Origin of the sequence: Streptomyces sp. NWU339 (assembly GCF_003143855.1) — a bacterium.
Lineage (GTDB): Bacteria > Actinomycetota > Actinomycetes > Streptomycetales > Streptomycetaceae > Streptomyces.
Genome location: NZ_QFRK01000064.1, coordinates 1 through 21,435 on the forward strand (window position 1 = coordinate 1; position 21,435 = coordinate 21,435).

Here is a 21,435-nt window from a genome sequence, read left to right on the forward strand (position 1 = left end):
CCACCGGCGCACCGATCGGCAGATCTCCGATCACCGACAGCACCGTCTTGACCCCGTTCGGCACATTCCGGTTGACCTGCACCGCACCGTCGTCCTCGACCACGGCGATCTGCGAACGCTTGCGGTGCACGTCGATACCGACGTAGACAGACATTGAGGGCCTCCTTCCCGAGCCCGTACATACCCGGACAGTAGGTACCGCCGGGCTGAGCAGGGAAGGGGGCCCGGCCCTCATAGGGTCAGGTCAGCGGGGTGTCGGCTGGAACGGAATCTGCGGGTTCAGGTCGTCGTCAAGGGCGTACCAGCACCAGTCGTGCCCGCCGACCGCGTACCGGCCGTCCTCGTTCGGGTGGAGGACCTCGACCGCCTGTTGGCGCTTGTCGCCGCCGAGCCACATCCAGCAGATGGCCAGCACCACCTTGTGCCGGGTGCGGTTCACCTTGCCGGTCAGGACGTGCACGGTGTCGATCGAGCCGTGCCCGTGCTGGCGGGCGTCGCGCCGGGTGTCGGCCGCGATCCGGCGGACGGTCGCCAGGTCGAACCAGGGCCGCACGTAGCCGTCGTGCTGGTCGACGGGGTCCACCAGGGCCGGGTAGTGCTGGCGGTCGTTCGAGCACACCAGGACCTCGACCATCCCGTTCCCGCCGGCTGCCTCGGCGGGGGCGGGCTCGTCGATGGTGAGGGCTGCCGCCCGGGCGAGGTCGAGCGAGTAGGCGGGCCTGCCGTCGTGGTCGGGCAGCTCCTCGCACAGCGGGCGCCAGGCGTGCCGGGTGGCGTCGTCCAGGCAGGCCGTCCACCCGCTCATGTCGTGCACAGCGTTCCCGGCCTCGGTCAGGCCGACGGCCTCGGTGAACGTGCGCTCCTCGCCGGCCTGCGCCCAGTACCGGCCGGTCGGGAACAGTGAGCCGTCTTCTCCTTCGACCAGCTCGAGGCGGGCCGCGTCGAACAGGGCGTCGGGCTGGTGGCCGGTCAGGACGTCGCGCACCGCCGCGGCGGTGACGACGGCTATGACCCGGCCGAGCTGCCCGTTGGCCTGCCGGGCGTCGTCCAGGGCCTTGGTGACGGCCGCGCCGAGCGCGTGGCTGTCGGGGAGTTGGTAGGCGGGTCGGGAGGGGGGCTGGTTCGTCATGTGACGTCCTCGTTTCGTCGGGATGGAGGTCAGTGGGTGCGGGCGGCCGGGAAGGTGATCCGGTACAGGCGGTCGGACTGCTCGTCGGGGACGTGCTCCCATCCGGCCGCGGCGAGGTCGACCGGGGCGGCGGCGTCGAGGGCCTCGCGCAGGATCGTGTCGGCCGCGCCGAGCGTCTCGGTGTCGAACGGGCCGGTGTCGTCGGCCATGTCGATCTCGGTGTCGCCGGCGAACACCTGGTGGATGAGGGGGAGGCCGGTCAGGTCGACTAGGGCTGACGTCGCCTCGGGGACGAGTCTGCGCAGCACTTGGCCGACCTGGCTGCTCGCGTCCATCAGCGTGACGGCCTTCTCGCGTTCCATGCCGCAGATCTCGCACTGGGTCACGTGCCAGTGGTTGTCCAGGCCGCAGGGACACCCCCATCCGGCGTAGTTCCAGCACCACGACCAGGCGCCGACCGCGTAGCGGCCCTCGTCGTCGAGCTCGTAGACGTCACCGGCCTGTCCGCCGTCGTCGGTCTCGTTCCACCACGGCCAGTCCATGGTGAAGACGACCGAGCGGGGCTCGCCCTCGCCGGCGGGTTCAACGGTCTGCACCTCGGCGCCGGGCCGGACGGTGAAGAAGCTCACCGCCCTCTCCGGGTCCTCGCTGGCCAGCGGCCAGCGGACGTGGACGACGGTCCGCCGCAGGTTGCCCTCCCGGTCGGTACCGCCCTCGATGACGTGCACGCTGCTCGGGCTGTCGGCGCGGCCGTCGATGACGTGCACCGTCGGTATGGCGTCGAAGCCGTACTCATCGGCCATCTCCACCGTCCGGTCGGCCAGCTGCCGGACGGTGTCGAGGGTGAAGTGGGGCGAGAGCCAGCCGTTCCACAGATTCGTGGGGTCCAGCTTCGCTTCGTACGGGCCGATCGCGTCGTCGAGGCAGACGCGGGTCTCAATCATCTTCTCGTTGCTTCGCATGGGGTGTTCGTTCCTTCCGGGCATGGGTGACGGGCGGGACGCCGGGCGTCCCGCCCGTCACGAGGGGGTGTGGGTCAGAAGAGGGAGGGCGGCGGGACCGTCGGCAGGGAGCCGAGTTCCGGGACCTCCTCGCCGGTCTGCTCCAACCACCAGGTGGCCAGCATCCGGCGGTGACACCAGGCGTCTGCGGGCTTCAGCTTGTCGAAGCGGTCGAAGCAGAGCAGGACCAGGCGGGCGCCGCCGTTGCGGGCCGCCAGGCCGGCCAGCTCGGCGTAGATCCGGTTGATGCCGTGCCCGTTCAGGATGCGCCGGTAGCTGAACTCGTAGGCGTCCTGCGGCAGGTTCTGCGCGAGCAGCTCCCGCGTGGGGGTGATCAGCCGGGCATGGCCGGCCAGTTCGTAACCGAGCGGGAAGCGGGGGTGCCCGGCGGTGGTGCGGATCGGAGCGCCCATGCCGGGCGTGAACTCCTGGTAGGTACAGGTAGCGAGATCCATTCGGGTCCCTTCGGGATGTGGGTTGGTGTTGGAGGGGGCCGCCTGAGCGGCCCCCTCTGCTGTGGGCCGTTAGCCCTTACAGATGCAGGTGTCTCGATTGAACGACTCGGTGCCGTAAACCTGGTTCGCGGTCCCCATGACCCTGGCCATGACCTGGCAGATTTCCGAGTTCTCGTCCTTCCTCTCCTGGCTGGTGAGGGTTTCCCGGAGCCAGGGGAGGAGGGTGGCCATTTCCTCACGACGGAGGATGAAGAGGTCTCCGCTGTTGATGGCCGTGATGATGTCCTGGTTTTCCATGGCCTTGGCCTTTCTGGTGGGTGGTTGGTGTGCTCCTTTCATTCTTTCTGAATTGGCTTACCCTAACCAGTTTTAACAAGCTGGGTAAGCAAAAAGGAGGCAAAGAAACGCAGGTCAGGCGAGCGCGAACAGGTCGAGCTGCCGGGGCTGCGCCTGGTGCCAGCCGTGGGTGGGCAGTGGCCCGCCGGCTTCGGCGTCGACGACGAGGAGCACGGTGCGCACGCTCGTCCCGGACGGTGCGAACGACTCGTCGGGCAGCGGGGCGAACGTGCCCTCGGCGAGGGCGATCAGCTCGCGGAACTCGACGGTCGCGCGGTCGCTGTGCCACATCCCCGACTCGGGCAGGACCGCGATGAGCGTGCCGTCGTCGTGGAGGAAGCCCATCGCGTGCTTCACGTGCTGCACGGCCGCCGAGAACGGCGGGTTCATCAGCACCCTGCGGTAGCCGTTGGGGCAGTCGAGCGGGTCGAGGTCGAGGAAGTCCGCGTGCACCACGCGGCGGGCCGTGCCCTGCTCGCGGAGGACGCGGGCGCGCCGCTCGTCGATCTCGACGCAGTCGACGACTCCGCCGCACTCGACGGCGGGCCCGACGATCGAGCCGGTGCCGGCCGAGGGCTCGAGGACGCTCATGCCCTCGCGGATGCCCGCGTGCGCGAGCATTTCGTCGACCACCCGCGTCGGGGTCGGGTACCAGCCCTGCTCGTACCGGGTGGGGAACTCGCGGGTCGCCAGGCAGGCCCGCATGAACTCCTGCACCGGGAACGGGAAGACGTGGGCGCGCACCGTCTTCCGGCCGTCCCACCGGCCGCCGATCTCCTTCAGGATCTTGTTGACCTGCTCGTACCGGGCGCGGTCGAGCTCGAACGGGATCTGCACCCGGTCGTCGGCTATGACCGTGCGGGGGTCGGTGAGGACGTCGTAGACGCCGCTTGGGATCTCCATCTCGGTCCTTTCGAGGGATATGGGTTCGGGCTGCCCGAACGGGGCTTAGGGGGGCTTGTGTTGGCCTGTTGGGTGCCGTTTGGGCCGCCCGTGGGCCCCGTTCGGGGGGTATGGGTTCGGGCCGCGTGAACGGGGCTTGGATCAGTAGAGGTGGCCGGTGATCTCGGCGACCGCCCGTCCGATGGTGTCGAGGTCGTCGGTCGGCTTGACCGTCAGCGGGAGGGCGTCGCCGAGCTGGTCGTTGCGGACGAACAGCTCGCCGGTCGGCAGGGCGCCGATCGTGAACGGGGTGTTGTCCCAGGCCCACAGGTGGCCGGTGGTCGCCCAGGGGCCGGGCGCCGCCCGCCACTGGTCGCCGCAGTGCTCCAGGGCGGCCTTCGCGACGTCGTACAGGGTGAAGGTCGGGACGGGCTGGCTGTGATAGCTGACGGGGCGGTTCATGACTGCTGTCTCCTGGGGTGTTGAAGGGGGGCGCCCCGCCCGCTGCCTGGACGGGGCGCCGGTGAGTGGGGAGGTCAGGCGGCGGTCTCGGCGTCCGGGTTGACGGTCAGGCCGTTGGCGCGGACCTCGGCGACCATCTCCGCCTTGCGGAGGTTCGCCATCGCCTTGGTCGCGATGTCCTGGAGGTGCTTGATGCGCAGGCGGTGGCCGCCGATGCCGCCGGGCGTGCCGGCGAGCAGCAGGGCCAGTTCCTCGGGGTCGGTCGCCGCGAGGAGCGACAGGATCTCTCCGGCCTGGCCCAGCTTGTCGATCTTCCCGACGAGCTTGCTGCGGTCGGCGAGGATCCGCTCTCGCTCGTCGTCGGGGACGTCGAGGGAGCCCGGCAGGGCGTCCTGCCCGTTGTCCTTGCGGGCGGCTGCCGCCTCGTCGGAGAGGACGAAGAACGATCCCTGTTCCTCCTGGCGCTTCTCCTCGGTGTGGAGGGCCTGCGCGAAGCTCTCGGCGTCGCGGGCGCTCTTGAAGTCGCCGCGCACCCAGCGGGCGAGGAACCGCACCTGGTTCTGGTTCGACAGCTTCCCGACGTACCAGGAGAGGCCGACCGGGAGCTGGCCCTTCACCAGGGCCTCGCGGGCCTCCGGGCAGAGGTTCAGCAGGTCGATCCGCCACTGGACGTAGGCGGCGGACTTGCCGACCAGCTCGGCAACCTCGTCGACCGTGTAGTCGGCCTCGACCAGCTTGTGGAACGCCTTCGCTTCTTCGACCGGGGTCATGTCCGCGCGGCCGACGTTCTCGGCGACGGCCATCGCGAACGTCTCACGGCCCTCGCTGACGCCGTGCATGACGACGGCCTTCATCTGGGTGAGGCCGGCCATCTGGGCGGCCCGCCAGCGGCGCTCGCCCATGATGATCGTGAACCGCTTCGTGTCCTCGCTGTACCGGACGTTGATCGGCTGGAGCTGGCCCAGCTTCTCCATGGACTTGGCCAGCTCCTGAAGCGCGGCCTCGTCGAAGTGCTCGCGGGGCTGGCCCGGGTCGCGGTCGATCTTGCTGGTCGGGATCGTGCGGAGCTGCGTCCGCTTCTCGTCGCCGGCCTGCTTGGGGGCCGCCTTCTTCGCGGGGGCCGCCTTGGCCGCCGGGGCCTTCCGCGCGGGCTTCTTCGCGACCGGGGCCTTCTTCGCGGGGGCCTCGGTGACGGTCTCGATGGCGGGGGTCTCGGTGGCGGTCTCGGTGGCGGTCATTTCGCTTCCCTTCATGAGTGGTTGGGGGGTTGAACTACTTTCATTCTTTCCTAATCGGCTTGCCCTAGCCAGTTTTAACAAGCTGATTAGGTAAAAGAACTTCTAAGAAAACCGCAGGTCAGCAGCCGCATTCGCCGCTGGCGGCGGGCACCTGGAAGCACTTCATGCAGGTCTTCGCGCGCACCGCAGCGGCCTGCGCCCGGTTGCGGGCACGGCCGCGCTCGCGGTTCACGTGGTCGACCTTCTCGTTGTAGTCGCGCACGCGCTCCTCGTACCGCTGCTGCGCGGCCCACCGCTGCGCGCTGCGCTCGCGGCGCTCGGCGCGCGGCATCGCGGCGTCGGCCGCCAGGGCGGCGCGCAGGCCGGCACCCACGGCCTCCAGCTCGGCGACCAGACTCCAGTCGACCGGCACCGGCCGCGCAGCCCTGGCGGCCCGCTCCCCGATCACGCGGAGCGCGTCCCGGTCGAGCACTCCGTTCGCCACGGTTCGGCGGACGTCGATCGCCCAGGTGGTGAGCCGCTCACCGACCAGCCGCCGGGCCAGGTCGAGTGCGTCGCCGGCCTTGCCAATCTCGATGATCAGCTCGATCTCCTCGGCGATCTCTGCGAACTTCACTGCGCTCTCCCTCTGTCCGTGGCTGGTTGGTGTGCTTTGAACTACTTTCATTCTTTCCGAAACGGCTTGCCCTAGCCAGTTTTAACAAGCCGTTTTGGTAAAAGAACGGACAAGGAAACCGCAGGTCAGGCCGCTTCAGAGGACGCGCCTACGAGCTGCTCAACGCGGCCCAGCGCGTAGGCGATGGCCATCTGAGCCTGGACGTCGTCCCGGCGTTCGACCATGGCGCGGCGGTGCTCGACGGCCCGGGGCCACAGGTCGCCCTCGGCGAGCGTGTCACCGCAGGCCACCATGGCGTTCGGCCCCATCCCCCACACGATCATGTTGACCGCGCAGCTGGCTGCGGCGAGCGGGTCGATCTCCTGCGCGAACCAGGTGAACTTGGCCGGGTCCAGACCCATGCTGCGCAGGTGCTGGGCTGCGGACCGGAACATGCCGCCGGTGCCGGCGCACGGGTCGAGGAGCGAGTAGCCCTCGTGGATCGCCTCGCGGTCCCGGCCGATGATCTGCGCGGCCATCATGTCGCAGACCTCCGGCGGGGTGTGGTACTCGCCGAGGCCCTGCCGGGCCGTGTTGTGCCGCAGGGCGGTGACCGTCCACGACATGAGGTCGATCCAGCTGTTCGGCTCGGGGTCCTCGTGCCCGGTGTGGTCGAGCGCGTTGTGGTCCAGCGCAGCGTGGAACGTGGCCCGGATCGCGTGCAGCTCGTTCGCTGTGTGGTTGTCCTCCTCCGCCCACTGGAACAGCACCGATGCGGTGTCGATGAGGTCGGGGCGGCGCATCCACCAGTAGGCGGCGACCTCCCGGACGCACGCGAGCAGCTGGTGGACGTCCAGGCCCTTGAAGAACTTCGCGAGGGTCCGCGGGTACCCCTTCTGCGGCCACAGGGCGAGGGTCGCCACGATGCCGAGCGGGATCTCCATGCGGCTCCCGCCGTGCGCCCCGTGCCAGGCGGCGCAGACCGCTTCCCCGAAGGTGGCGCCGTCGGCGGGGCTCAGGCTGAAGCGCTCCGGACCGAACTGGCGGGGGGCCTCGGGTTCGATGAGGGCCGGCTGCTCCGCCTGCTGCGGCTGCGGCTTGGCCACGGCAGATGCCCACTGGCCGGCGGTCGGCTTCGGCAGGGTGATCGTCTTCTCGGGCTTGGGGGCTTCGGGCTCGCCGAGGTCGGCGAAGAGGTCGAGCTGTTCCATGGCTTCCTCCGTGTGCGCATAAGGAAGCCCGGCACCGCGCCGGGTGCCGGGCCGGGGTGAGGGCCCGGTGCCGTCTGGCACCGGGCCCCGGGGGTCAGAGAACGCGGGTGGCGGAGACGGCGGCCTCGACGATGCCCATCGTCTGGCCCCAGGTGGCCTCGATGTCCTCGAAGGTGGTGCCGCCGTAGCCGAGCCGGCCGGTGATCCGGGCCTTGCTCGGCGTGGCCTCGCCGGCCTCGTCGGTGCCCATGCCGGGCAGGAGGACCGTCCAGGTCTGGCCCTCGTGGGTGACCTCGGTGACCTTGCCGAGGTTCGTCTGGGTCCAGGCGGTGGCGGTGGCGGCCTTGGTGAAGACGGCGGAGATCGTGGCGGTGTCCATGGCGGGCTCCCTTTCCGGGTGATTTGGTGCGCTTTGAACTACTTTCATTCTTTCCTAAACGGCTTGCTCTAGCCAGTTTTAACAAGCCGTTTAGGTAAAGAATCTTCTAAGGAACCCGCAGGTCAGAGGGCTGTCAGGCGGTGCGCGTCATGTCGATGTCCGGCCGCCGCAGCTCCTCGGCGACCTCCTCGACGCTCGGCCCACCCCGCCAGGTGAGCGACGGCCTCACGCCCGGCTCCCGCAGCACCCACTGAGCGTCCGGCCAGACCAGCCGCACCCGGTACAGGATCCGGTCGAGCGGAACCGGACGAGCGGGGCGGGGGCGTGCGGTGCGCAGGGGGATCCGGCCGAACATCACGTCGGCGGCCGAGTGGGAGTGGTCGCGGGCTCCGGAGCCGGGGAGTCTGCCGTAGACGACGCCCTCGCCGGTGCCGTGGTCGTGCTGCGGCTCGGGGATGATCCCGGCCGTCAGGAACGAGGCGCGCAGGCCGGTCAGGTCGTAGCTCCGCAGCCGGCGCAGCACCTGGGCGGTCACCTCGATGTGGTCGCTGCACGAGCCGAGGCCGAGGCCGCTGGTGGCGGAGACGGTGCTGCTGGCCTGGCCGGTGTCGCCGGTGACCTCGCACGCGATGCAGGGCATCTCGAAGAAGTCCGGTAGCTGGTCGACGCGGGTCGCGAACTCGATGGTCATGGGGGCACTCCTGTTTCTGGTCGGGGCTGGTCAGTGGGTGAGGTCGGCGGGGGCCTTGCCGCGGTTGCAGGGCCGGTCGTTGTCGACGGCGACGGCGGCGGCCAGGCGGTCGTGCTTGCGGTGGAGGACGATCAGCCCGGTGAGGGCCGCGTTCAGCACGTCCTCGTGGCGCGCGTTCAGGTGGCCGTGCTCGACGATGGCGATCCGGCGGGCGCGTAGGTCCGCGTCCTGGCGGGCGAGTTGCACGCTGACCGCCTGGAGCGGCTCCATCTTCGGCATGACCCCGGCGATCGGCGCGGTCGCGTAGCCGAGGATCGCCGCCGGGATCATGAAGTCGTGCTGGGTGAGCAGGTCGGTGGCCTCCCGCAGGTTGCCGATCGCCGCGAGGGGGAGCTGGCCGGGTTCGTCGACCGGGGACGACTGGATGGCGATCGCAGCGTCCTCGATGGCCCCGGCGAGCGTCTCGATCATGTAGCGCTGCGGGTGGTACGCCCGGCCGCGCACGACGGTGGCGAGGCTCCTCAGGCGGCGGACGGTGGCGAGATATGCGGACATGGGCGATTCTCCTTCGTGATCAGGCGTTGGACGCCGGTCGGGTTGAGGGGTGGTGGTCAATGAGGTTCAGGACCAGCGGGAGGACCCGGCTGGGGAAGTACTCGCGGCCGCGCACCGGGGCCTCGCCGGCGTCGCGCAGGACGGCGAGGACCATTTGCTCCAGCTCGTACGCGACGCCCTCCGGTAGTCCGGTGAACAGACGCACGACCTGGTCCAGGTCACTGCGCCGATGGCGGCGGAGCCGGTCTCGTGGATCGCCGGACGTGACGCCGATCTTGACCACGTCGCCCGCCTCGTCCTGGACGACGTACAGGACGTCCCACGCCTTGCCCTTGCACTTCCGGCAGATCCCCTGTCCCTGCAAGACACTGTTCGGCCACGGGGCGCCGTCGTGGCCCTGGGCGCAACGGATCCGGTGCGGCACGCGCCCACCAAGCCACGTCGGTTCGAGGACGACTCCACCGAGTTCGGCGACTCGCGCCCGGAACGCCGCCTCGGTCGCCTCCGAGTCGCGTCCAGCGCAGGTCCGGCAGATGCCCTGCCCCTGCTGAACGCGATTGGGTCGCGGCTTGCAGTCGTGACCCTGGGCGCAACGGACCCGGTGCGGCTCCCGGTTGCCGAGCCACGCTGGCTCCAAAAGGGTGGCGCCCTGCTCGGCCAGACGTGCCCGGAAGGCGGCCTCGGCCGCCTTTGGATCAAGACCCGTGCAGGTCCGGCAGATGCCCTGCCCCTGCTGAACGCGATTGGGTCGCGGCTTGCAGTCGTGACCCTGGGCGCAACGGACCCGGTGCGGCTCCTGGTTGCCGAGCCACTGCGGTTCGAGGAGCGTCGCGCCAAGTTCAGCGAGCCGCACACGGAACGCAGCCTCGGCCGCCTTCGGATCAAGACCCACGCAGGTCCGGCAAATCCCACGTCCGCGCTGGACATCGTTCGGCCGCGGGGCGCATTCGTGGCCCTTGGCGCACCGCACCCGATGGGGCATACCGCTGCCGAGCCACTTCGGTTCGAGGAGGGTCGCGCCGAGCTCGGCGAGCCGCGCTCGGAACGCAGCCTCCGCAGCAACGGAACTGTTTCCGGCGCAGGCCTGGCAGAGCCCTTGTCCCTTCTGCAGGCTGTTCGGGCTGGGGGCGCATGCGTGGCCCTTGGAGCACAACACGCGGTGCGGCTTGCCGGTGCCGAGCCACGAGGGTTCGAGGACGGTTCCCCCGAGCTCCTGCACCCGCTCCTGGAAGTCACTCCAGGCGCGTTGGGATCGGGGATTCATTCGGCTGTTCACGCGGCAGCCACCAGGTGAGCGGCGACCGAGTGGTAGCAACGGACGGAACGCAGGCCCGCCGGGCAGTTGCACTGGCCGGTGGCGGCGGTGCGGTACACCGCCTCGCCGTCGTCGGAGACGACGAGGAAGACCCGGTTCTGGCGGAGCGGGAACACGGCACCGAGCTCGAGCGCCTCGGAGGCCTTGGCGATTTGCCACTGCGGGTGGTCGACGTTGGCGCGCGCAGCTCGGCGGATGCGAGCTCGGCACTTGGGGCCAAGGCCGTCGACCGACGACTTACGCAGCCGCCTCCTGCACCTGATGCACCTTCTGTGCTCGGTGGTGGCCTTCGCTCCGCACATGTCCCACTCCTGTCGTGTGGTGGTGATTTGAACTACTTTCATTCTTTCCGAATCGGCTTACCCTAGCCAGTTTTCATAACCTGATTTGGTAAATAAGAGGCAAAGAGAGCCGCAGGTCAGGGGACCTGCGGCTCTCTCGTCTACTGCCGGGCGGGCCGCTTGCACTGGTCGTGCCGGTCGCAGTTGCAGCGCCCGCAGCCGGCGCACATCATGTCGGCTTCCAGCCCGCAGCGCCCGCACCCTCCCGTCAGCTCCAGCTCCAGGTCGTCGGGGTCGATCACGGCCTCCCGCTGCGGCGTGCGGTAGCGGCGGATCACCGTCCAGAAGTCGTCCGGCGCGTTCGTGTCCTGGTCGTCATCCAGGAAGGCAGCGGCAGCGTTCACGTCGCACGCCCGGTACGGGTCCAGCCCGCACGCGGACAACGCGCGCTCGATCTCACCCTTGAAGGTCTCGAAGCTCTGCGTCATGGTTCTCTCTGTCCTCTCTCGTCGTCTGTCCGGTCAGGCGGTCGGGGTCGGCAGGACCCGCTCGACGGTCACCACGTCCCACGCGGCGGTCGCGACGGGCACCGTGATGCCCCACTGGCCGCGGTAGGTGCGTCGGCTGTCCTCCTCGGTGGCGCCCTCGATGAGCGCCCACCACTCGCTCTCGCCGCTGGCCGAGATGCGGGTTCCGGTGTCGATGACCCGCAGGCGGGCGCCGAAGGCGTGCAGGACGTCGCCGGGCTCGATGAGCAGTCGCGGGATCTCGATGGGGGCTGGCTCGCCCGTGGCGATCCGGGCCGCCTGGGCGGCGGCCGGGTCGGCGAGCGTGTAGCCCAGCTCGAGGGCGGCCTGCTCGGCCCGCTCGACGCTGGCCGCGTAGCTGCCTCCGCAGTAGTCGCGGGCCGGCTTGCCGAGCTTGCTGTACGCGTGGAAGGCGCCGTGCTGCTCGGTGACGGCGACCGGGTTGATGACGGCGACGAACGCGACGACGCGCTCGGACTCGACGACCAGGACGTCCCCGTCGGCCACGTGGTCCTGGTCGACGGCCGCGCAGGCGTCGGCGCTGCTCGCGAAGTGCCACACCTTCGGCTTGGCCGCCTCGGCGGCGGCGCGGGCGGTGTCGACGGCTTCGACGATCTGGCCGAGCTGGAAGGCGGCGGCGGCCTGCGGGGTGCCCTGGGCGAGGCGTTCGGCGTAGCTGCTGCTCATGATTGGTTCGTTCCTTCCTGGAGTAGGCCGGCCGCCCGCCGGGGGGCGGCCGGCCGGTTGGGTCGGGTTACTGAGCGCGCTCGATGATCTTGATCGTGTCGGTGTAGAGCATGTCGACGCCCCGGCCGTCGCTGACGACCGTGCGTTCACGGCCGTCGCTGGTGGTGCCGCCGGACCAGGGCTCGCGGTCGAGGCGGCGCCGGAGGACGGTGCCGTGGGTGCTTCCGGCTGCGACGCCTTCGACGAGGTCGCCGGGGCGGAGGTCGGTGCTGTCGCTCACGGGCGTGCCTTCCTGTTGGGAGTGGTGTGTGGTGCTACCTTCATCCTTTCCAAATCAATTTGCCCTAGCCAGTTTTAACTACCTTGTTAGACAAAGAAATGGTAAAGGATTGGCGTCATCGCTGACGTTTAGCCGGTTTGGTCAAACCGACTCGTGAAAGACTGGAGCCATGCCCAAGCCCTATTTCGGCAAGCAGCCGCTGCCCGAGTACAAGCCCAGCGAGACCGCCCGCGACGCCATCAAGGCGTGGGAGGACGCCGTCAAGCTGGAAGAGAAGACGCGCCACGAAGCCCGCAAGGCGCTGGCCGATGACCTGAAGGCTGACTCCGATCTCCCCTACGCGGCCGTCGCCGCGCACCCGCGCGTGCCGTGGACGGAGGCGACGCTCCGCACCATCGGTCAGGAGTACGGCGTCCAGCCCCGGCAGCCCAACAAGGCCAAGAAGCAGGACTAGCCCCGACAGCGCGAAGGGCCGCACCGGATCCGTCCGGTGCGGCCCTTCTTCGTGCCTTCGTCAGCCAGTCTTGATCCAGACGCCCAGCAGCAGGGCCAGGGCGAGGACGACCGTTGCGATCTTCTGCCCGCGCGGCACGTCGACCCACCGCATCGGTTCAGGCTCGACCCGGATGACCTCCTCGCCGTCGGGGTGGTGGCCGCCGTGGAACTCGTCGCGATGGTCCTGGCCCTCGTCTTTCGCCTCGGCCCGGGTCTCGACTGGCTCCGATGTCGTCCGGCACAGCGGACAGCGGTACGCGTACGGCCCGCCCACGGGCGCCCTCCTCACTCGCGTCTCGTCACCGCTCATGATGAAGGACGCGCCCCTTGGCTGGCCCATGGTTCCCTCTCTTTCACTACTCGTACGGACTGTTCGGTTCCTGCGTCGGCCGGTCATTCGACGTCTTCGCGTCGTTCCATCACCCACGCGGACGGGCCGCCGTTGGGGTCTCTCTTCCACCGGTAGCCACGCGCGTCGTCCTCTTCGGTCCACCCGTCGGGGAGCTTGCGCCGCCCCTTCCGAGCGGTCTCCGGACGACTCTCCGCACTCTTCGCCTCCGGAGATTTTCGCAGGTCAGCGCGGGTATCCGGGTGGAGAGTCTCCGGGGCGGAGAGTCCCCTGGGGGAGGGGAGCGGGGGCAGCTCATCGCGGTGCACACCGGAGCGCCCGGCGACCCCCCTCGCCCGGAACGTGCGGGAGGGGTTGTAGCCGGCCTCGACGAGGACCTTCCGGAGCTGCTTGTCGTCGGCCTCTGCCAGGTCGGGGAGGCGCTCCCGCATGGCGGGGCGGAGGACGCTCAGGTGGACCCCGTTGTCGTCGCCGATCAGCTCCCGGATGAGGGCCGTCAGCGGGGCCTCTGCGGGGGCCTGGTCGGGGGTGTCGGCGGGGGCCGGCTGGGGGGTCTTCTCGCCGGTCTTCGCGGGGGGCTGCGGCGGCTCTGCCTTGGCCTTGCCGAGGAGCCGGTCGAGCAGGCCACGGCCGGTCATGACGGCCGCCTGGAACCACAGCCACAGGACGCCGAGTACCGCGGGGGTGCGGTGCTCGGCGATGGTGTGGCCGGTGGCGAGGATCGCCAGGACCACTCCCCCGAGGCGGGCGGGGATGGAGCCCTTCGTGCCGTAGGTGCCGGTGAGCCAGCCGATGAGCAGGGTGAGGAGGGTTCGGGTTCCGGTCCAGAAGTACCGGGCGACGGCGGCGAGCCCGGCGAGGGCTTGACGGCCGAGGCTGGCTGCCGGTTTGCTGCTGGCTTTGACGCCTTGGCGTGCGAGGCCGGCAACTGCCTTGGGGTCGGCGTAGGGGCGGAGGTCCGGCATCGCGAGTGTGCGCAGCTTCTCCGGCCTCTCCCCCGCTTCGGGCCTCTCCCCCGCCTCAGGCTCGGACCCTTCGGTCTCGGTGGTCATGAGGCGAAGTGCATCGCGATGTCGTGGATCTTCCGGGCGAGGATGCCGAACCCGCCGTCCGCGCCCGCCATGATGTGGATCAGGATGATGCCGAGGACGGCGACCTGTCTGCGGCTGAGCCCTATCCACGCCAGGAACACCAGGAGCAGCAGCACGAGACCCGGCAGCGTGATGCCGGGCAGGGCGGCGGTCGCCAGGCCGACGAGGTCCCCCATGATCAGCTGGGGCACGATGTTGAACGGCCAGCCGGCGGCCGTGTACGCGGATCCGGCGAGCATGCTCAGGATGAGCGTCCACCACCAGCCGAGTGGCTTCGCCTTGCCTTCCTGCTTCTCCTTCGTGCCGAGGATGAGCACAGCGGTGAGGACGACGGCGACGGAGACGATCCCGAGCGCAGGGATCACGGATTTCACGGGTCTGCTTCCTTTACGTGTGGCGTGGTCAGCGTGGGAGGTCGTTGCCGTACAGCAGTGCGCCGAGGGCGATGCAGACGGTCAGGCCGCGGGTGGCCCAGGCGATCAGGAACCAGGACCGGCGGGTGGCGCGGTCGAGGCTGATCGCAACGACTGCTGCAATGCCCCAGAAGTAGATGTCGGGGTTGTCCTGCAACGGGCCGCTGTGCTGCGCGACGCTGGCCGTTGCATCGCGGGCGAACTGCGGGATGCCGAAGTACCAGCCGGTCGCGAAGCCGCTGCCCGCGTACAGCAGCCACTTCTTGTGTGCCGGGATCGCGTGGACCATCTCGGCGAGCGACCGCTTCTCCACGTCGCGGTAGAGCGGGACGGCGGTCGCGAACGGCGGGCGGGTGGTCTCGCGGTGTGGGCGGCGCAGCTGCGTGGCCCACTTTCCCGGCTTCCTCTCCCCCACTGCCTGGTCGTCGTCTTCGGGGTTCTCTCCATCCTCTTCGCCCAGGTCGTCGGGGTCGTCAGCGCGGGCCCGCTTCTCGACTTTGCTCATGCGGGGGCGGGGGCGCCGGGTGGGCTGCTCGGCGGGTTCCTGGTCCCGCTCGGCGTTCTCCGGCTGGTCGGCCGGGTCCTCGCCGGTGGCGGGCTCCTCGGCGGCCGGGGCCGCCGCGGTGGGCTCGGCGTCGAGCGGCGGCTTGTCCTTCTCCCACCAGTCCGGCACGCGCGGCGCGCTGGAACCGGGCGGTCCGGGCGCCGGGACGTCCGGGGCGTAGTCGGGGCGGGGCGGGACTGCGACGGCGGCGGGCGCAGGCTGTTCCTCGCCGTCGACGGCGTGGCCGGCGGGGCGGGCACCGAGCTTGCGGAGCATCGCACGGACCGCCGTCTCGTCCTGGTCGAGGGCGTGCTGGTCGGTCATCGGTTCTGCCTCTCTACTTCGATGCGGGCGCGTGCGCGTCGCAGGCGGCGGCCGGCCGTTGCGGGGCTGACGTCGAGGAGCTTCGCCACGACGTCCTTCGTCAGGGACGCCTGGCAGCGGAGCAGCAGGACGAGCCGGTCGACCTGCTCGTCCGCCTCGTCGCGCTTGGGCTGCGACGTGCTGGCGGGGTGTCGCGCGACGGGCGTTGCACCGCGGGTGCCTGCAACGCTGCCGCGCGTTGCAACGCCCGTCGCATTGCTGGTCAGGGCCGTTTCAAGGGCGTCGCACAGCAGGCCGCGGACGACGGTGAGGGCGACCTCGATCCGGTGCCGCTTGCACAGCGGGACGGGGCGCAGGACGTCGGGGCCGTGGGGGCAGGGGCGGCCGTTGTCGTCGGCTATGCAGGGCGAGTTCATGGCTGGTGGTTCCTAGTCGAGTTCTGTGACGTCGGCGGGGTGGAAGTGCAGGCGGCCGTCGTCGTCGCGGCGTGCGGGCTTGAGCTTGTTGCGGTGCACCCAGGAGCGGACGGTGCCCGGGGTGACGCCCTTCTGCTTGGCGACCTCTGCGACGGTGAGCAGCCGCATGTTGTCGTCCTCTGCGACGACCCTCAGTGCGTCGTCGACCGCGGTTGCGAGTTCGGGCGTGATGGTCTGCTGCGCGGTCGCCACGGGCTGCTTCGCGGCGGGCGTTGCGGCCGGGAGTTCCCCGGGTGCAGGGGGCTCTTCGAACAGGCGCAATGCGTCGTCGCAGTGTGCGTCGAGCGCGGGACGCTCCTGCACGGGCGCCGCCTCCAGGGCGGGCATGGCGTCGTGTTGCTGCGGCGGTGCGGGCAACTCGACGGGCGGGGCGGGGACGTCGCCGTACATCGCGTCGAGGACCCCTGCGGCGCCTCGCACAACGCGGTCGTCGTGCACTGCGATGAGCTGGCCGGCGGCCGTCGCGCTCGTCGGCCGGATACGACGCTCCAGCCGCCACACTGCGGCGTGGTGCCACCACTTCGCCCGGTCCGACTTCTGGTGCCGGGCCCGGGAGCCGTGCCAGCTGATGCGGTGCAACGTTGCGGCGTCGCGCATCGCGCGACGCTCAGCGCGACGCTGTGCATCGGCGTCGACACCGGTCCGGTAGATGACGACACGGCGGGCGATCAGTGCGAGGCCCTCGGCGGCGAACGTCATCGTGATCGGAGTCACCGCGAAGACGACCGCCTCGGAGCCGTTGCGCGCAACGTAGGCGCCCGTCGCGGACGCGACGGCGGGCACGACCCACACCCCGACACGGACGAGGGGTGGCGTCGCCTGGCCGAGCATCGTCAGCGCGACCATGACCACGGCGAGCACGAGGGTGCCGCCCTCACCGAAGCCGACCACGCCGAGTGCGGCCGTGCTCCGGTGGAAGACCGACACGATGTTGCCGTAGGTGCTCCAAGCGCCGAGGACACCGGCCACGACCATGGGGACGGCGGCGACCGAGAGGACGACGACCTGCCATCTACTCAGGTCGCGTGGCGTTGGCTCACACATGGACTCGTACTCCTTCGGGGTGAGGGTCTTGAGGGGAGGGCCGGGCCTGCGTGTCGGCGGAGGTCCTCGAGCGGGCCCGGCCGGGCGCCGGAATCGGATGGGGTTCACGGCCGGTGTGTCAGCGGCCGAGCAGGTAGGCCGCCAGAATCAGCGGCCAGAACATGGCGAGCAGGCACAGCCAGCGCATGGCGGTGCCCCCTCTCAGCGGCGCCAGCCGAACCGGCGCTTCTGCTCGGAGTCGAACGGGATACCGGCGGCGTCGCCGTGCCGCACGACGGCCGCCCTGTGACGCCGCCGCCGGTCGGCCGCCTGCTGGGCCTCGCGCGCCCGCCGCTTCTCGACCTTGGCGCGCTCCCCCGACGACATCTGCGGCGTCGGCGACGGCGTGTACGACGGCCCGCCGCCGAGCGCGTCACGGATCCTGCCGAAGGCGCCCATCAGCGACGCCCCCTCGGAGCCTCAGCCGACGCCTTCGCGTGGAACCGCGCCGACTCGCGCAGCCCGGTCGCCTCGTCCGCCGCGGCGGCCTGCTCCTGCGGCGTACGCAGGTCACCCCGGCACGCCTTGACCGTCGCCGGTTCCGACGCAACCCGGTTCGGCGTCTTCGTGCTGATCCGACGCGGGCTCATCGGGCCACCCCCACCGGGCGCAGGCCCACGTTCGGGTCGTTGCTGGCCCCGCACTTGTCACACACGTACTGGCCGCCCTCACGACGCATCGGCCGGCCGCAGTGCACCATCGCGCTCATCAGCACGCGCTCGCCGTACGCGCCCGCGGACTCCCCTGGCTCGACGTCCGGCAACGCGGCGAGGACCACAGCGCACAGCGCCGCGCCTCCGTCCGCCGCCTGCGTACGGACGACCGCAACGAGACGCTCCCGCGACAGCAACGCCTCGGGCACCCGGCGCCGCAGCCGCTCGGCGACCTCGAGCACCTTGTCCCGCACGGGCGCACTGAGCTGCACACGCCCGCCCGGATCGTCTACGCGCCCACTGGACGCACGGATAACCTTGCTCACGTTCGCTCCCTGGATGAATCAGGTGGGCGACCGGCGCCGGGCGGCCTCTCACAACTCGCCCGGCGCCGCTCTATGTGGACACGGACAGGGAGGTAACCCCTGCCTTGTGTAGGGACACTACACACGTGTAGCTTCCCTACACAAGACGGCATGGGTGTTCCGCCTCCCGAACTGCTCGGAGAGGAATGGACGTTGGGCGATGAGGCGGAGGAGGTGAAGCGCGTGCTCGACGCAATCGACGCCCTGGACGACCAGAGCAAGTCCCCGGAAGCACGGGCGAAGGAGTTCGGCGAGCTGGGCGAGACAGTCGCCCTCGCGATTCGACGGAAGCGGCAGCGCGCCATTCAGCAGATGCACGAGGACGACGACATGACCTACCGGGAGATTGGCGACCGGTTGGGGATCAGCTTCGGCCGCGTGCGACAGATCCTCGCCGAAGACCTTGGCACCCCGGAGCAACACGAGTAGGAGATATGAGCGCACCCGATGGCTTTGCCCACGAGAAGGAGCAGCGTTTCTACACCGGTTCGGGAGGCACTGGGCTGTCGGAGCTGAGGCGAGATGTTCACGAGTTTCGGTTCTGGCACACATTCCGTGAGCGATCTGGAGTCCGGCCTCCCCGGACCCCAATGACGCGTGGTCCTCGCAGCTCACGTAACGCGCGCGCCTCCTGCTGGCGAGAGCCAGCAAGATCTTTCACGGAATGTGTGCCAGAACCCGAGTTTCGACAGCACCGGGCCTTCCTGGCGAGCTGGATGTCCCGGCGCCCGCTTAGCCTCGCGCTTTCATGAAGCGGGCTGTCCGGCAGGCGGTCACACAAATAGAAAGGGCCTCTGCCCAGCAAGAATGAGGATTGTCTAGGTCCTTGTTCCCGCTGAATCCAGAGGCACTTTCCAGGTGAAGAAGCCTACCGGCTCCTATCCCCATGTCCGCGTCCAGGGGGACGGCCGGGCCGTGGTCTCCCAGGCCGGTTCGGTCCTGCTGGTCGAAACCGTCCGCAAGAGCGGCCTTGACCAGGCCATATCCGCGGCCCTGGCCCCATGGGACCACGATCGCAGCGGCCGTCTGCGAGGGCTTGCGGAGAGCCGGATGCCGGGAGAGCGGGCACGTCGGTTCGGGAGGCGGGCCGGGGAAACCCACCGACGGCAACGCCGGCAGGGCGCCCCGGTCCGACCTCACCAACTGTCCGAGTACGCGGGCGACATGGCCCCGTGGCCATACCCTGATTCATGACACTCCCACTCCGGGTCGTGACGCGTGGATGTACTGGTCGGCCCAGGCGCTGATGATGTGGGCGGCTCGCTGTGCTTGTCCTCGGGCGGTCAGGAGGTGGTCTGCTCCGTCGAGCGCGACGAAACTTCGCGGGTGTCGTGCCTCGTAGAAGATCTTTCCGGCGTTAGCGATGCCGACGGTGTTGTCGGTAGGCGAATGCAGGACGAGTAGTGGTAGGCGCAACTCGCGTATCCCGGCGCGCAGGCTGGCATGGTGGACGTCGTCGACGAAGGCACGCTTGAGGACCAGGGTTCTCCCGCCGACGAACCACTCGTGCGACCCTTCACTGAGAACGCGATCTATGACCGCGTCGTACTGTCTCTCGACGTGGCTGGGGTCGACAGGCGCCCCGATCGTGGCGACCGCGCGGACGCCGGTCGCCTCGGCCGCCGCGGCGATGGCGGCGGCGCCTCCCCACGAGTGCCCCACCAGCAGATCCGCCGGAGTCCCGCGCTCCGCCATCAGAGTTGCTGCACGGACGGTGTCCTGGACCTTGACGGTGAAGGAACCGTCCCCCCAGTCGCCGTCGGAGTCTCCGATCCCGAGGTTGTCGTAGCGCAGCATTCCGATCCCCTCGCGGGCCAGTTGCTTGCTGACCCGCGAAGCGGCCGGCGAGTTCTTGCCGAGTGTGAATCCGTGGACGAAGATTCCCCAGCCCCGGATCTCGCCGTCTGGCAGGTCAATTACTCCGGCCAGTTCGGGGCCGACGATGCTCTTGAATCTCACTTCTTCAGTCATGTTGTGATCACCTGGGCATGGGCTGTTCGGGGGGTAGGGGAGGTGGTGAGCGCGGTGCCTGTCGCTGTCGGCGTGTCAGGCGGTCGGCTTCTGGACGGAGGTCGGCTTCATGGCGAGTAGCGCAGTGATCTCCTCGGCGAGGTGCGGGCCGAGCTTGCCCCAGCCGTCCTTGTAGCCGTAGACGCCGGCCAGGGTGCGGGCGTCATAGTCGCCGTTCATGATCTCGATGTCGGTGGCTGTGATGAGTGCCGGGTGGGCGACGCCGATGGCCGACGAGACCTTCATCAGCTCCTTGCGCAGGGTGCGCAGGTAGGCAGCGGTCCGGGTGGCCTTCGAGGTCGGGTCGAGGCCGCGGACCAGCCACGGGTTCTGGGTGGCGACGCCGGTGGGGCACCTGTCGGTGTGGCACTTCTGCGCCTGGATGCAGCCGATCGACAGCATCGCCTCACGACCCACGTTGATCATGTCGGCACCCAGGGCGAAGGCGACCGCGGCGTTCTCGGGCAGGCCGAGCTTGCCGGAGCCGATGAAGGTCAGGTCGTCGGTCAGCCCCAGCTCGGCGAAGGTGCCATAGACCCGGGAGAAGCCCATCCGGAACGGCAGCGACACCGAGTCGGTGAAGATCAGCGGCGCCGCCCCGGTGCCGCCCTCGCCGCCGTCGATGGTCACGAAGTCGACACCACGGTCACCACGCGCCATCAGCGTGGCCAGCTCCTGCCAGAAGTCCATCTCTCCCACTGCGCTCTTGACTCCGACCGGCAGACCGGTCTCGGTGGCGAGCAGCTCGACGAAGTCGAGCATGGAATCGACGTCGCTGAACGCGGTGTGCCGCGACGGGGAGGCGGCGTCCTTACCGGGCGGGATGCCGCGGATCTCGGCGATCTCCGGGGTCACCTTCGCGCCCGGCAGCATTCCGCCCAGCCCCGGCTTGGCGCCCTGGGAGAGCTTGATCTCTATCGCCTTGACCGGGGCGCCGGCGACCACATCCTTGAGCTTGTCGAGGTTGAAGGTGCCGTCCTCGTTGCGGCAGCCGAAGTACGCCGTACCGATCTGCAGCACCAAGTCGCCGCCGTTGCGGTGGTACGGCGACAGGCCGCCCTCGCCCGTATTCTGCATCGTGCCCGCCAGCGCCGCTCCCTTGTTGAGCGCCGTGATCGCCGCGCCGGAGAGCGAGCCGAAGCTCATCGCCGAGATGTTCACCACGCTCGCCGGCCGGAACGCCTTGGCGCGCCCGCGCGGCCCGCCCAGCACCTTGGCTGAGGGCAGTGGGGCCTGCGGGTCCTGCGCGTCGGGCAGCGTGTCGGCGAACGTGCGCTGCTTCAGGTATACGTGCCCCTGCACGTGCTCGACGTCGACCTCGGTGCCGAACCCGAAGTAGTTGTTCTCCTCCTTCGCCGACGCATAGATCCAGGTGCGCTGGTTACGGCTGAACGGGCGCTCCGCCTCGTTGGAGGTCACGATGTACTGCCGCAGCTCCGGCCCGATCGTCTCCAGCAGGTACCGGGCGTGCCCGATCACCGGGAAGTTCCGGAGCAGTGCGTGCTTCTTCTGGAAGAGATCGCGGGCCGTCACCAGTGCCACTGCTGTTGCGGTGGCCGCGCCGATCCTCCGGGCTTTCATGAACGTTCCTCTCCTCGATGCTCGACT

30 protein-coding genes and 1 pseudogene are annotated in these 21,435 nt (G+C 69.7%); 3 read left to right on the forward strand and 28 right to left on the reverse strand.

Features of this window, described 5'->3' with window-relative positions:
- Positions 1–244: 244 nt before the first annotated feature.
- The 17 genes from DIZ27_RS38805 to DIZ27_RS38885 all read right to left on the reverse strand — a co-directional run bounded on the left by DIZ27_RS38805 (position 245) and on the right by DIZ27_RS38885 (position 12,024).
- A complete protein-coding gene (locus DIZ27_RS38805) occupies positions 245–1,129 on the reverse strand; it encodes a hypothetical protein (protein WP_109383069.1) in 885 nt (294 codons plus the stop codon).
- 29 nt (positions 1,130–1,158) lie between these two features.
- Positions 1,159–2,091, reverse strand: coding sequence for a hypothetical protein (locus DIZ27_RS38810; RefSeq protein ID WP_109383070.1), 933 nt, complete (start codon positions 2,089–2,091; stop codon positions 1,159–1,161).
- A 74-nt stretch (positions 2,092–2,165) separates the two neighbouring features.
- A complete protein-coding gene (locus DIZ27_RS38815) occupies positions 2,166–2,585 on the reverse strand; it encodes a hypothetical protein (protein ID WP_109383071.1) in 420 nt (139 codons plus the stop codon).
- 69 nt (positions 2,586–2,654) lie between these two features.
- The gene (locus tag DIZ27_RS38820; RefSeq protein WP_109383072.1) at positions 2,655–2,882 is read right to left on the reverse strand and encodes a hypothetical protein; all 228 of its coding nucleotides are present in this window, start codon (positions 2,880–2,882) and stop codon (positions 2,655–2,657) included.
- A 114-nt stretch (positions 2,883–2,996) separates the two neighbouring features.
- Positions 2,997–3,824 carry an SAM-dependent methyltransferase gene (locus DIZ27_RS38825; RefSeq protein WP_109383073.1) on the reverse strand — a complete coding sequence of 276 codons (828 nt, stop codon included), beginning with the start codon at positions 3,822–3,824 and terminating at the stop codon, positions 2,997–2,999.
- A 141-nt stretch (positions 3,825–3,965) separates the two neighbouring features.
- The gene (locus DIZ27_RS38830) at positions 3,966–4,265 is read right to left on the reverse strand and encodes a hypothetical protein (RefSeq protein WP_109383074.1); all 300 of its coding nucleotides are present in this window, start codon (positions 4,263–4,265) and stop codon (positions 3,966–3,968) included.
- Positions 4,266–4,339: 74 nt separating this feature from the next.
- Complete coding sequence (locus tag DIZ27_RS38835) at positions 4,340–5,503, reverse strand: ParB/RepB/Spo0J family partition protein (RefSeq protein WP_109383075.1); 1,164 nt, start codon at positions 5,501–5,503, stop codon at positions 4,340–4,342.
- A gap of 118 nt (positions 5,504–5,621) precedes the next feature.
- On the reverse strand, positions 5,622–6,119 hold the full coding sequence (locus DIZ27_RS38840; RefSeq protein WP_109383076.1) for a hypothetical protein: 498 nt from the start codon (positions 6,117–6,119) through the stop codon (positions 5,622–5,624).
- A 125-nt stretch (positions 6,120–6,244) separates the two neighbouring features.
- Positions 6,245–7,309 (reverse strand): N-6 DNA methylase, encoded by a 1,065-nt coding sequence (locus tag DIZ27_RS38845; protein WP_109383077.1) that lies wholly within the window; start codon positions 7,307–7,309, stop codon positions 6,245–6,247.
- A 94-nt stretch (positions 7,310–7,403) separates the two neighbouring features.
- Positions 7,404–7,688, reverse strand: coding sequence for a hypothetical protein (locus tag DIZ27_RS38850; RefSeq protein WP_109383078.1), 285 nt, complete (start codon positions 7,686–7,688; stop codon positions 7,404–7,406).
- 133 nt (positions 7,689–7,821) lie between these two features.
- On the reverse strand, positions 7,822–8,379 hold the full coding sequence (locus tag DIZ27_RS38855; protein ID WP_109383079.1) for a hypothetical protein: 558 nt from the start codon (positions 8,377–8,379) through the stop codon (positions 7,822–7,824).
- A 30-nt stretch (positions 8,380–8,409) separates the two neighbouring features.
- Positions 8,410–8,934, reverse strand: coding sequence for a hypothetical protein (locus tag DIZ27_RS38860; RefSeq protein ID WP_109383080.1), 525 nt, complete (start codon positions 8,932–8,934; stop codon positions 8,410–8,412).
- Positions 8,935–8,953: 19 nt separating this feature from the next.
- Positions 8,954–9,298 (reverse strand): GIY-YIG nuclease family protein, encoded by a 345-nt coding sequence (locus tag DIZ27_RS38865; protein ID WP_146229070.1) that lies wholly within the window; start codon positions 9,296–9,298, stop codon positions 8,954–8,956.
- A 908-nt stretch (positions 9,299–10,206) separates the two neighbouring features.
- Positions 10,207–10,551: a hypothetical protein gene (locus DIZ27_RS38870; protein ID WP_109383082.1), complete on the reverse strand. Its 345-nt coding sequence runs from the start codon at positions 10,549–10,551 to the stop codon at positions 10,207–10,209.
- A gap of 140 nt (positions 10,552–10,691) precedes the next feature.
- Complete coding sequence (locus DIZ27_RS38875; protein WP_109383083.1) at positions 10,692–11,018, reverse strand: hypothetical protein; 327 nt, start codon at positions 11,016–11,018, stop codon at positions 10,692–10,694.
- Positions 11,019–11,051: 33 nt separating this feature from the next.
- The gene (locus DIZ27_RS38880; RefSeq protein WP_109383084.1) at positions 11,052–11,744 is read right to left on the reverse strand and encodes a hypothetical protein; all 693 of its coding nucleotides are present in this window, start codon (positions 11,742–11,744) and stop codon (positions 11,052–11,054) included.
- Positions 11,745–11,811: 67 nt separating this feature from the next.
- A complete protein-coding gene (locus tag DIZ27_RS38885) occupies positions 11,812–12,024 on the reverse strand; it encodes a hypothetical protein (protein WP_109383085.1) in 213 nt (70 codons plus the stop codon).
- A 169-nt stretch (positions 12,025–12,193) separates the two neighbouring features.
- On the opposite strand from DIZ27_RS38885, the gene DIZ27_RS38890 reads away from it, so the two are divergent.
- On the forward strand, positions 12,194–12,478 hold the full coding sequence (locus DIZ27_RS38890) for a hypothetical protein (RefSeq protein ID WP_109383086.1): 285 nt from the start codon (positions 12,194–12,196) through the stop codon (positions 12,476–12,478).
- 60 nt (positions 12,479–12,538) lie between these two features.
- On the opposite strand, the gene DIZ27_RS38895 is transcribed toward DIZ27_RS38890, so the two are convergent.
- The 9 genes from DIZ27_RS38895 to DIZ27_RS38935 all read right to left on the reverse strand — a co-directional run bounded on the left by DIZ27_RS38895 (position 12,539) and on the right by DIZ27_RS38935 (position 17,778).
- Positions 12,539–12,859 carry a hypothetical protein gene (locus DIZ27_RS38895; RefSeq protein ID WP_146229071.1) on the reverse strand — a complete coding sequence of 107 codons (321 nt, stop codon included), beginning with the start codon at positions 12,857–12,859 and terminating at the stop codon, positions 12,539–12,541.
- 53 nt (positions 12,860–12,912) lie between these two features.
- The gene (locus DIZ27_RS38900; protein ID WP_109383088.1) at positions 12,913–13,920 is read right to left on the reverse strand and encodes a hypothetical protein; all 1,008 of its coding nucleotides are present in this window, start codon (positions 13,918–13,920) and stop codon (positions 12,913–12,915) included.
- Positions 13,917–14,333, reverse strand: a complete 417-nt coding sequence (locus DIZ27_RS38905) for a hypothetical protein (protein WP_109383089.1) — start codon at positions 14,331–14,333, stop codon at positions 13,917–13,919. The genes DIZ27_RS38900 and DIZ27_RS38905 overlap by 4 nt, the downstream gene beginning before the upstream one ends.
- A gap of 28 nt (positions 14,334–14,361) precedes the next feature.
- Positions 14,362–15,240, reverse strand: coding sequence for a hypothetical protein (locus tag DIZ27_RS38910; protein ID WP_109383090.1), 879 nt, complete (start codon positions 15,238–15,240; stop codon positions 14,362–14,364).
- Positions 15,237–15,656, reverse strand: coding sequence for a hypothetical protein (locus tag DIZ27_RS38915; protein ID WP_109383091.1), 420 nt, complete (start codon positions 15,654–15,656; stop codon positions 15,237–15,239). The genes DIZ27_RS38910 and DIZ27_RS38915 overlap by 4 nt, the downstream gene beginning before the upstream one ends.
- A 12-nt stretch (positions 15,657–15,668) precedes the next feature.
- The gene (locus tag DIZ27_RS38920; RefSeq protein ID WP_109383092.1) at positions 15,669–16,760 is read right to left on the reverse strand and encodes a helix-turn-helix domain-containing protein; all 1,092 of its coding nucleotides are present in this window, start codon (positions 16,758–16,760) and stop codon (positions 15,669–15,671) included.
- 201 nt (positions 16,761–16,961) lie between these two features.
- On the reverse strand, positions 16,962–17,198 hold the full coding sequence (locus DIZ27_RS38925; protein ID WP_109383093.1) for a hypothetical protein: 237 nt from the start codon (positions 17,196–17,198) through the stop codon (positions 16,962–16,964).
- Positions 17,198–17,389: a hypothetical protein gene (locus DIZ27_RS38930; protein WP_109383094.1), complete on the reverse strand. Its 192-nt coding sequence runs from the start codon at positions 17,387–17,389 to the stop codon at positions 17,198–17,200. The genes DIZ27_RS38925 and DIZ27_RS38930 overlap by 1 nt, the downstream gene beginning before the upstream one ends.
- The gene (locus DIZ27_RS38935; RefSeq protein ID WP_146229072.1) at positions 17,386–17,778 is read right to left on the reverse strand and encodes a hypothetical protein; all 393 of its coding nucleotides are present in this window, start codon (positions 17,776–17,778) and stop codon (positions 17,386–17,388) included. The genes DIZ27_RS38930 and DIZ27_RS38935 overlap by 4 nt, the downstream gene beginning before the upstream one ends.
- Positions 17,779–17,928: 150 nt before the next feature.
- Between DIZ27_RS38935 and DIZ27_RS38940 the strand changes: the two genes are divergently transcribed.
- Both DIZ27_RS38940 and DIZ27_RS38945 read left to right on the forward strand, forming a co-directional pair.
- Complete coding sequence (locus DIZ27_RS38940) at positions 17,929–18,246, forward strand: sigma factor-like helix-turn-helix DNA-binding protein (RefSeq protein WP_109383096.1); 318 nt, start codon at positions 17,929–17,931, stop codon at positions 18,244–18,246.
- 429 nt (positions 18,247–18,675) lie between these two features.
- Positions 18,676–18,837: pseudogene (locus tag DIZ27_RS38945) on the forward strand (IS1380 family transposase); the annotation flags it as partial.
- Positions 18,838–19,005: 168 nt separating this feature from the next.
- On the opposite strand, the gene DIZ27_RS38950 reads toward DIZ27_RS38945, so the two are convergent.
- Both DIZ27_RS38950 and DIZ27_RS38955 read right to left on the reverse strand, forming a co-directional pair.
- The gene (locus DIZ27_RS38950) at positions 19,006–19,788 is read right to left on the reverse strand and encodes a S9 family peptidase (protein ID WP_109383097.1); all 783 of its coding nucleotides are present in this window, start codon (positions 19,786–19,788) and stop codon (positions 19,006–19,008) included.
- Between the two features lie 75 nt (positions 19,789–19,863).
- Positions 19,864–21,408 carry an FMN-binding glutamate synthase family protein gene (locus DIZ27_RS38955; RefSeq protein ID WP_109383106.1) on the reverse strand — a complete coding sequence of 515 codons (1,545 nt, stop codon included), beginning with the start codon at positions 21,406–21,408 and terminating at the stop codon, positions 19,864–19,866.
- Positions 21,409–21,435: the final 27 nt, after the last annotated feature.

What these genes read in the sequence shown, in the direction of transcription:
- DIZ27_RS38825 (WP_109383073.1), bottom strand. Translation starts at nt 3,824, where the DNA reads ATGGAGATCCCAAGCGGCGTCTACGACGTCCTCACCGACCCCCGCACG.
- DIZ27_RS38900 (WP_109383088.1), bottom strand. Translation starts at nt 13,920, where the DNA reads ATGACCACCGAGACCGAAGGGTCCGAGCCTGAGGCGGGGGAGAGGCCC.
- DIZ27_RS38875 (WP_109383083.1), bottom strand. Translation starts at nt 11,018, where the DNA reads ATGACGCAGAGCTTCGAGACCTTCAAGGGTGAGATCGAGCGCGCGTTG.
- DIZ27_RS38850 (WP_109383078.1), bottom strand. Translation starts at nt 7,688, where the DNA reads ATGGACACCGCCACGATCTCCGCCGTCTTCACCAAGGCCGCCACCGCC.
- DIZ27_RS38880 (WP_109383084.1), bottom strand. Translation starts at nt 11,744, where the DNA reads ATGAGCAGCAGCTACGCCGAACGCCTCGCCCAGGGCACCCCGCAGGCC.
- DIZ27_RS38815 (WP_109383071.1), bottom strand. Translation starts at nt 2,585, where the DNA reads ATGGATCTCGCTACCTGTACCTACCAGGAGTTCACGCCCGGCATGGGC.
- DIZ27_RS38930 (WP_109383094.1), bottom strand. Translation starts at nt 17,389, where the DNA reads ATGAGCCCGCGTCGGATCAGCACGAAGACGCCGAACCGGGTTGCGTCG.
- DIZ27_RS38925 (WP_109383093.1), bottom strand. Translation starts at nt 17,198, where the DNA reads ATGGGCGCCTTCGGCAGGATCCGTGACGCGCTCGGCGGCGGGCCGTCG.
- DIZ27_RS38860 (WP_109383080.1), bottom strand. Translation starts at nt 8,934, where the DNA reads ATGTCCGCATATCTCGCCACCGTCCGCCGCCTGAGGAGCCTCGCCACC.
- DIZ27_RS38890 (WP_109383086.1), top strand. Translation starts at nt 12,194, where the DNA reads ATGCCCAAGCCCTATTTCGGCAAGCAGCCGCTGCCCGAGTACAAGCCC.
- DIZ27_RS38940 (WP_109383096.1), top strand. Translation starts at nt 17,929, where the DNA reads ATGGGTGTTCCGCCTCCCGAACTGCTCGGAGAGGAATGGACGTTGGGC.
- DIZ27_RS38845 (WP_109383077.1), bottom strand. Translation starts at nt 7,309, where the DNA reads ATGGAACAGCTCGACCTCTTCGCCGACCTCGGCGAGCCCGAAGCCCCC.
- DIZ27_RS38870 (WP_109383082.1), bottom strand. Translation starts at nt 10,551, where the DNA reads ATGTGCGGAGCGAAGGCCACCACCGAGCACAGAAGGTGCATCAGGTGC.
- DIZ27_RS38950 (WP_109383097.1), bottom strand. Translation starts at nt 19,788, where the DNA reads ATGACTGAAGAAGTGAGATTCAAGAGCATCGTCGGCCCCGAACTGGCC.
- DIZ27_RS38915 (WP_109383091.1), bottom strand. Translation starts at nt 15,656, where the DNA reads ATGAACTCGCCCTGCATAGCCGACGACAACGGCCGCCCCTGCCCCCAC.
- DIZ27_RS38805 (WP_109383069.1), bottom strand. Translation starts at nt 1,129, where the DNA reads ATGACGAACCAGCCCCCCTCCCGACCCGCCTACCAACTCCCCGACAGC.
- DIZ27_RS38810 (WP_109383070.1), bottom strand. Translation starts at nt 2,091, where the DNA reads ATGCGAAGCAACGAGAAGATGATTGAGACCCGCGTCTGCCTCGACGAC.
- DIZ27_RS38895 (WP_146229071.1), bottom strand. Translation starts at nt 12,859, where the DNA reads ATGGGCCAGCCAAGGGGCGCGTCCTTCATCATGAGCGGTGACGAGACG.
- DIZ27_RS38955 (WP_109383106.1), bottom strand. Translation starts at nt 21,408, where the DNA reads ATGAAAGCCCGGAGGATCGGCGCGGCCACCGCAACAGCAGTGGCACTG.
- DIZ27_RS38830 (WP_109383074.1), bottom strand. Translation starts at nt 4,265, where the DNA reads ATGAACCGCCCCGTCAGCTATCACAGCCAGCCCGTCCCGACCTTCACC.
- DIZ27_RS38910 (WP_109383090.1), bottom strand. Translation starts at nt 15,240, where the DNA reads ATGACCGACCAGCACGCCCTCGACCAGGACGAGACGGCGGTCCGTGCG.
- DIZ27_RS38835 (WP_109383075.1), bottom strand. Translation starts at nt 5,503, where the DNA reads ATGACCGCCACCGAGACCGCCACCGAGACCCCCGCCATCGAGACCGTC.
- DIZ27_RS38920 (WP_109383092.1), bottom strand. Translation starts at nt 16,760, where the DNA reads ATGTGTGAGCCAACGCCACGCGACCTGAGTAGATGGCAGGTCGTCGTC.
- DIZ27_RS38820 (WP_109383072.1), bottom strand. Translation starts at nt 2,882, where the DNA reads ATGGAAAACCAGGACATCATCACGGCCATCAACAGCGGAGACCTCTTC.
- DIZ27_RS38855 (WP_109383079.1), bottom strand. Translation starts at nt 8,379, where the DNA reads ATGACCATCGAGTTCGCGACCCGCGTCGACCAGCTACCGGACTTCTTC.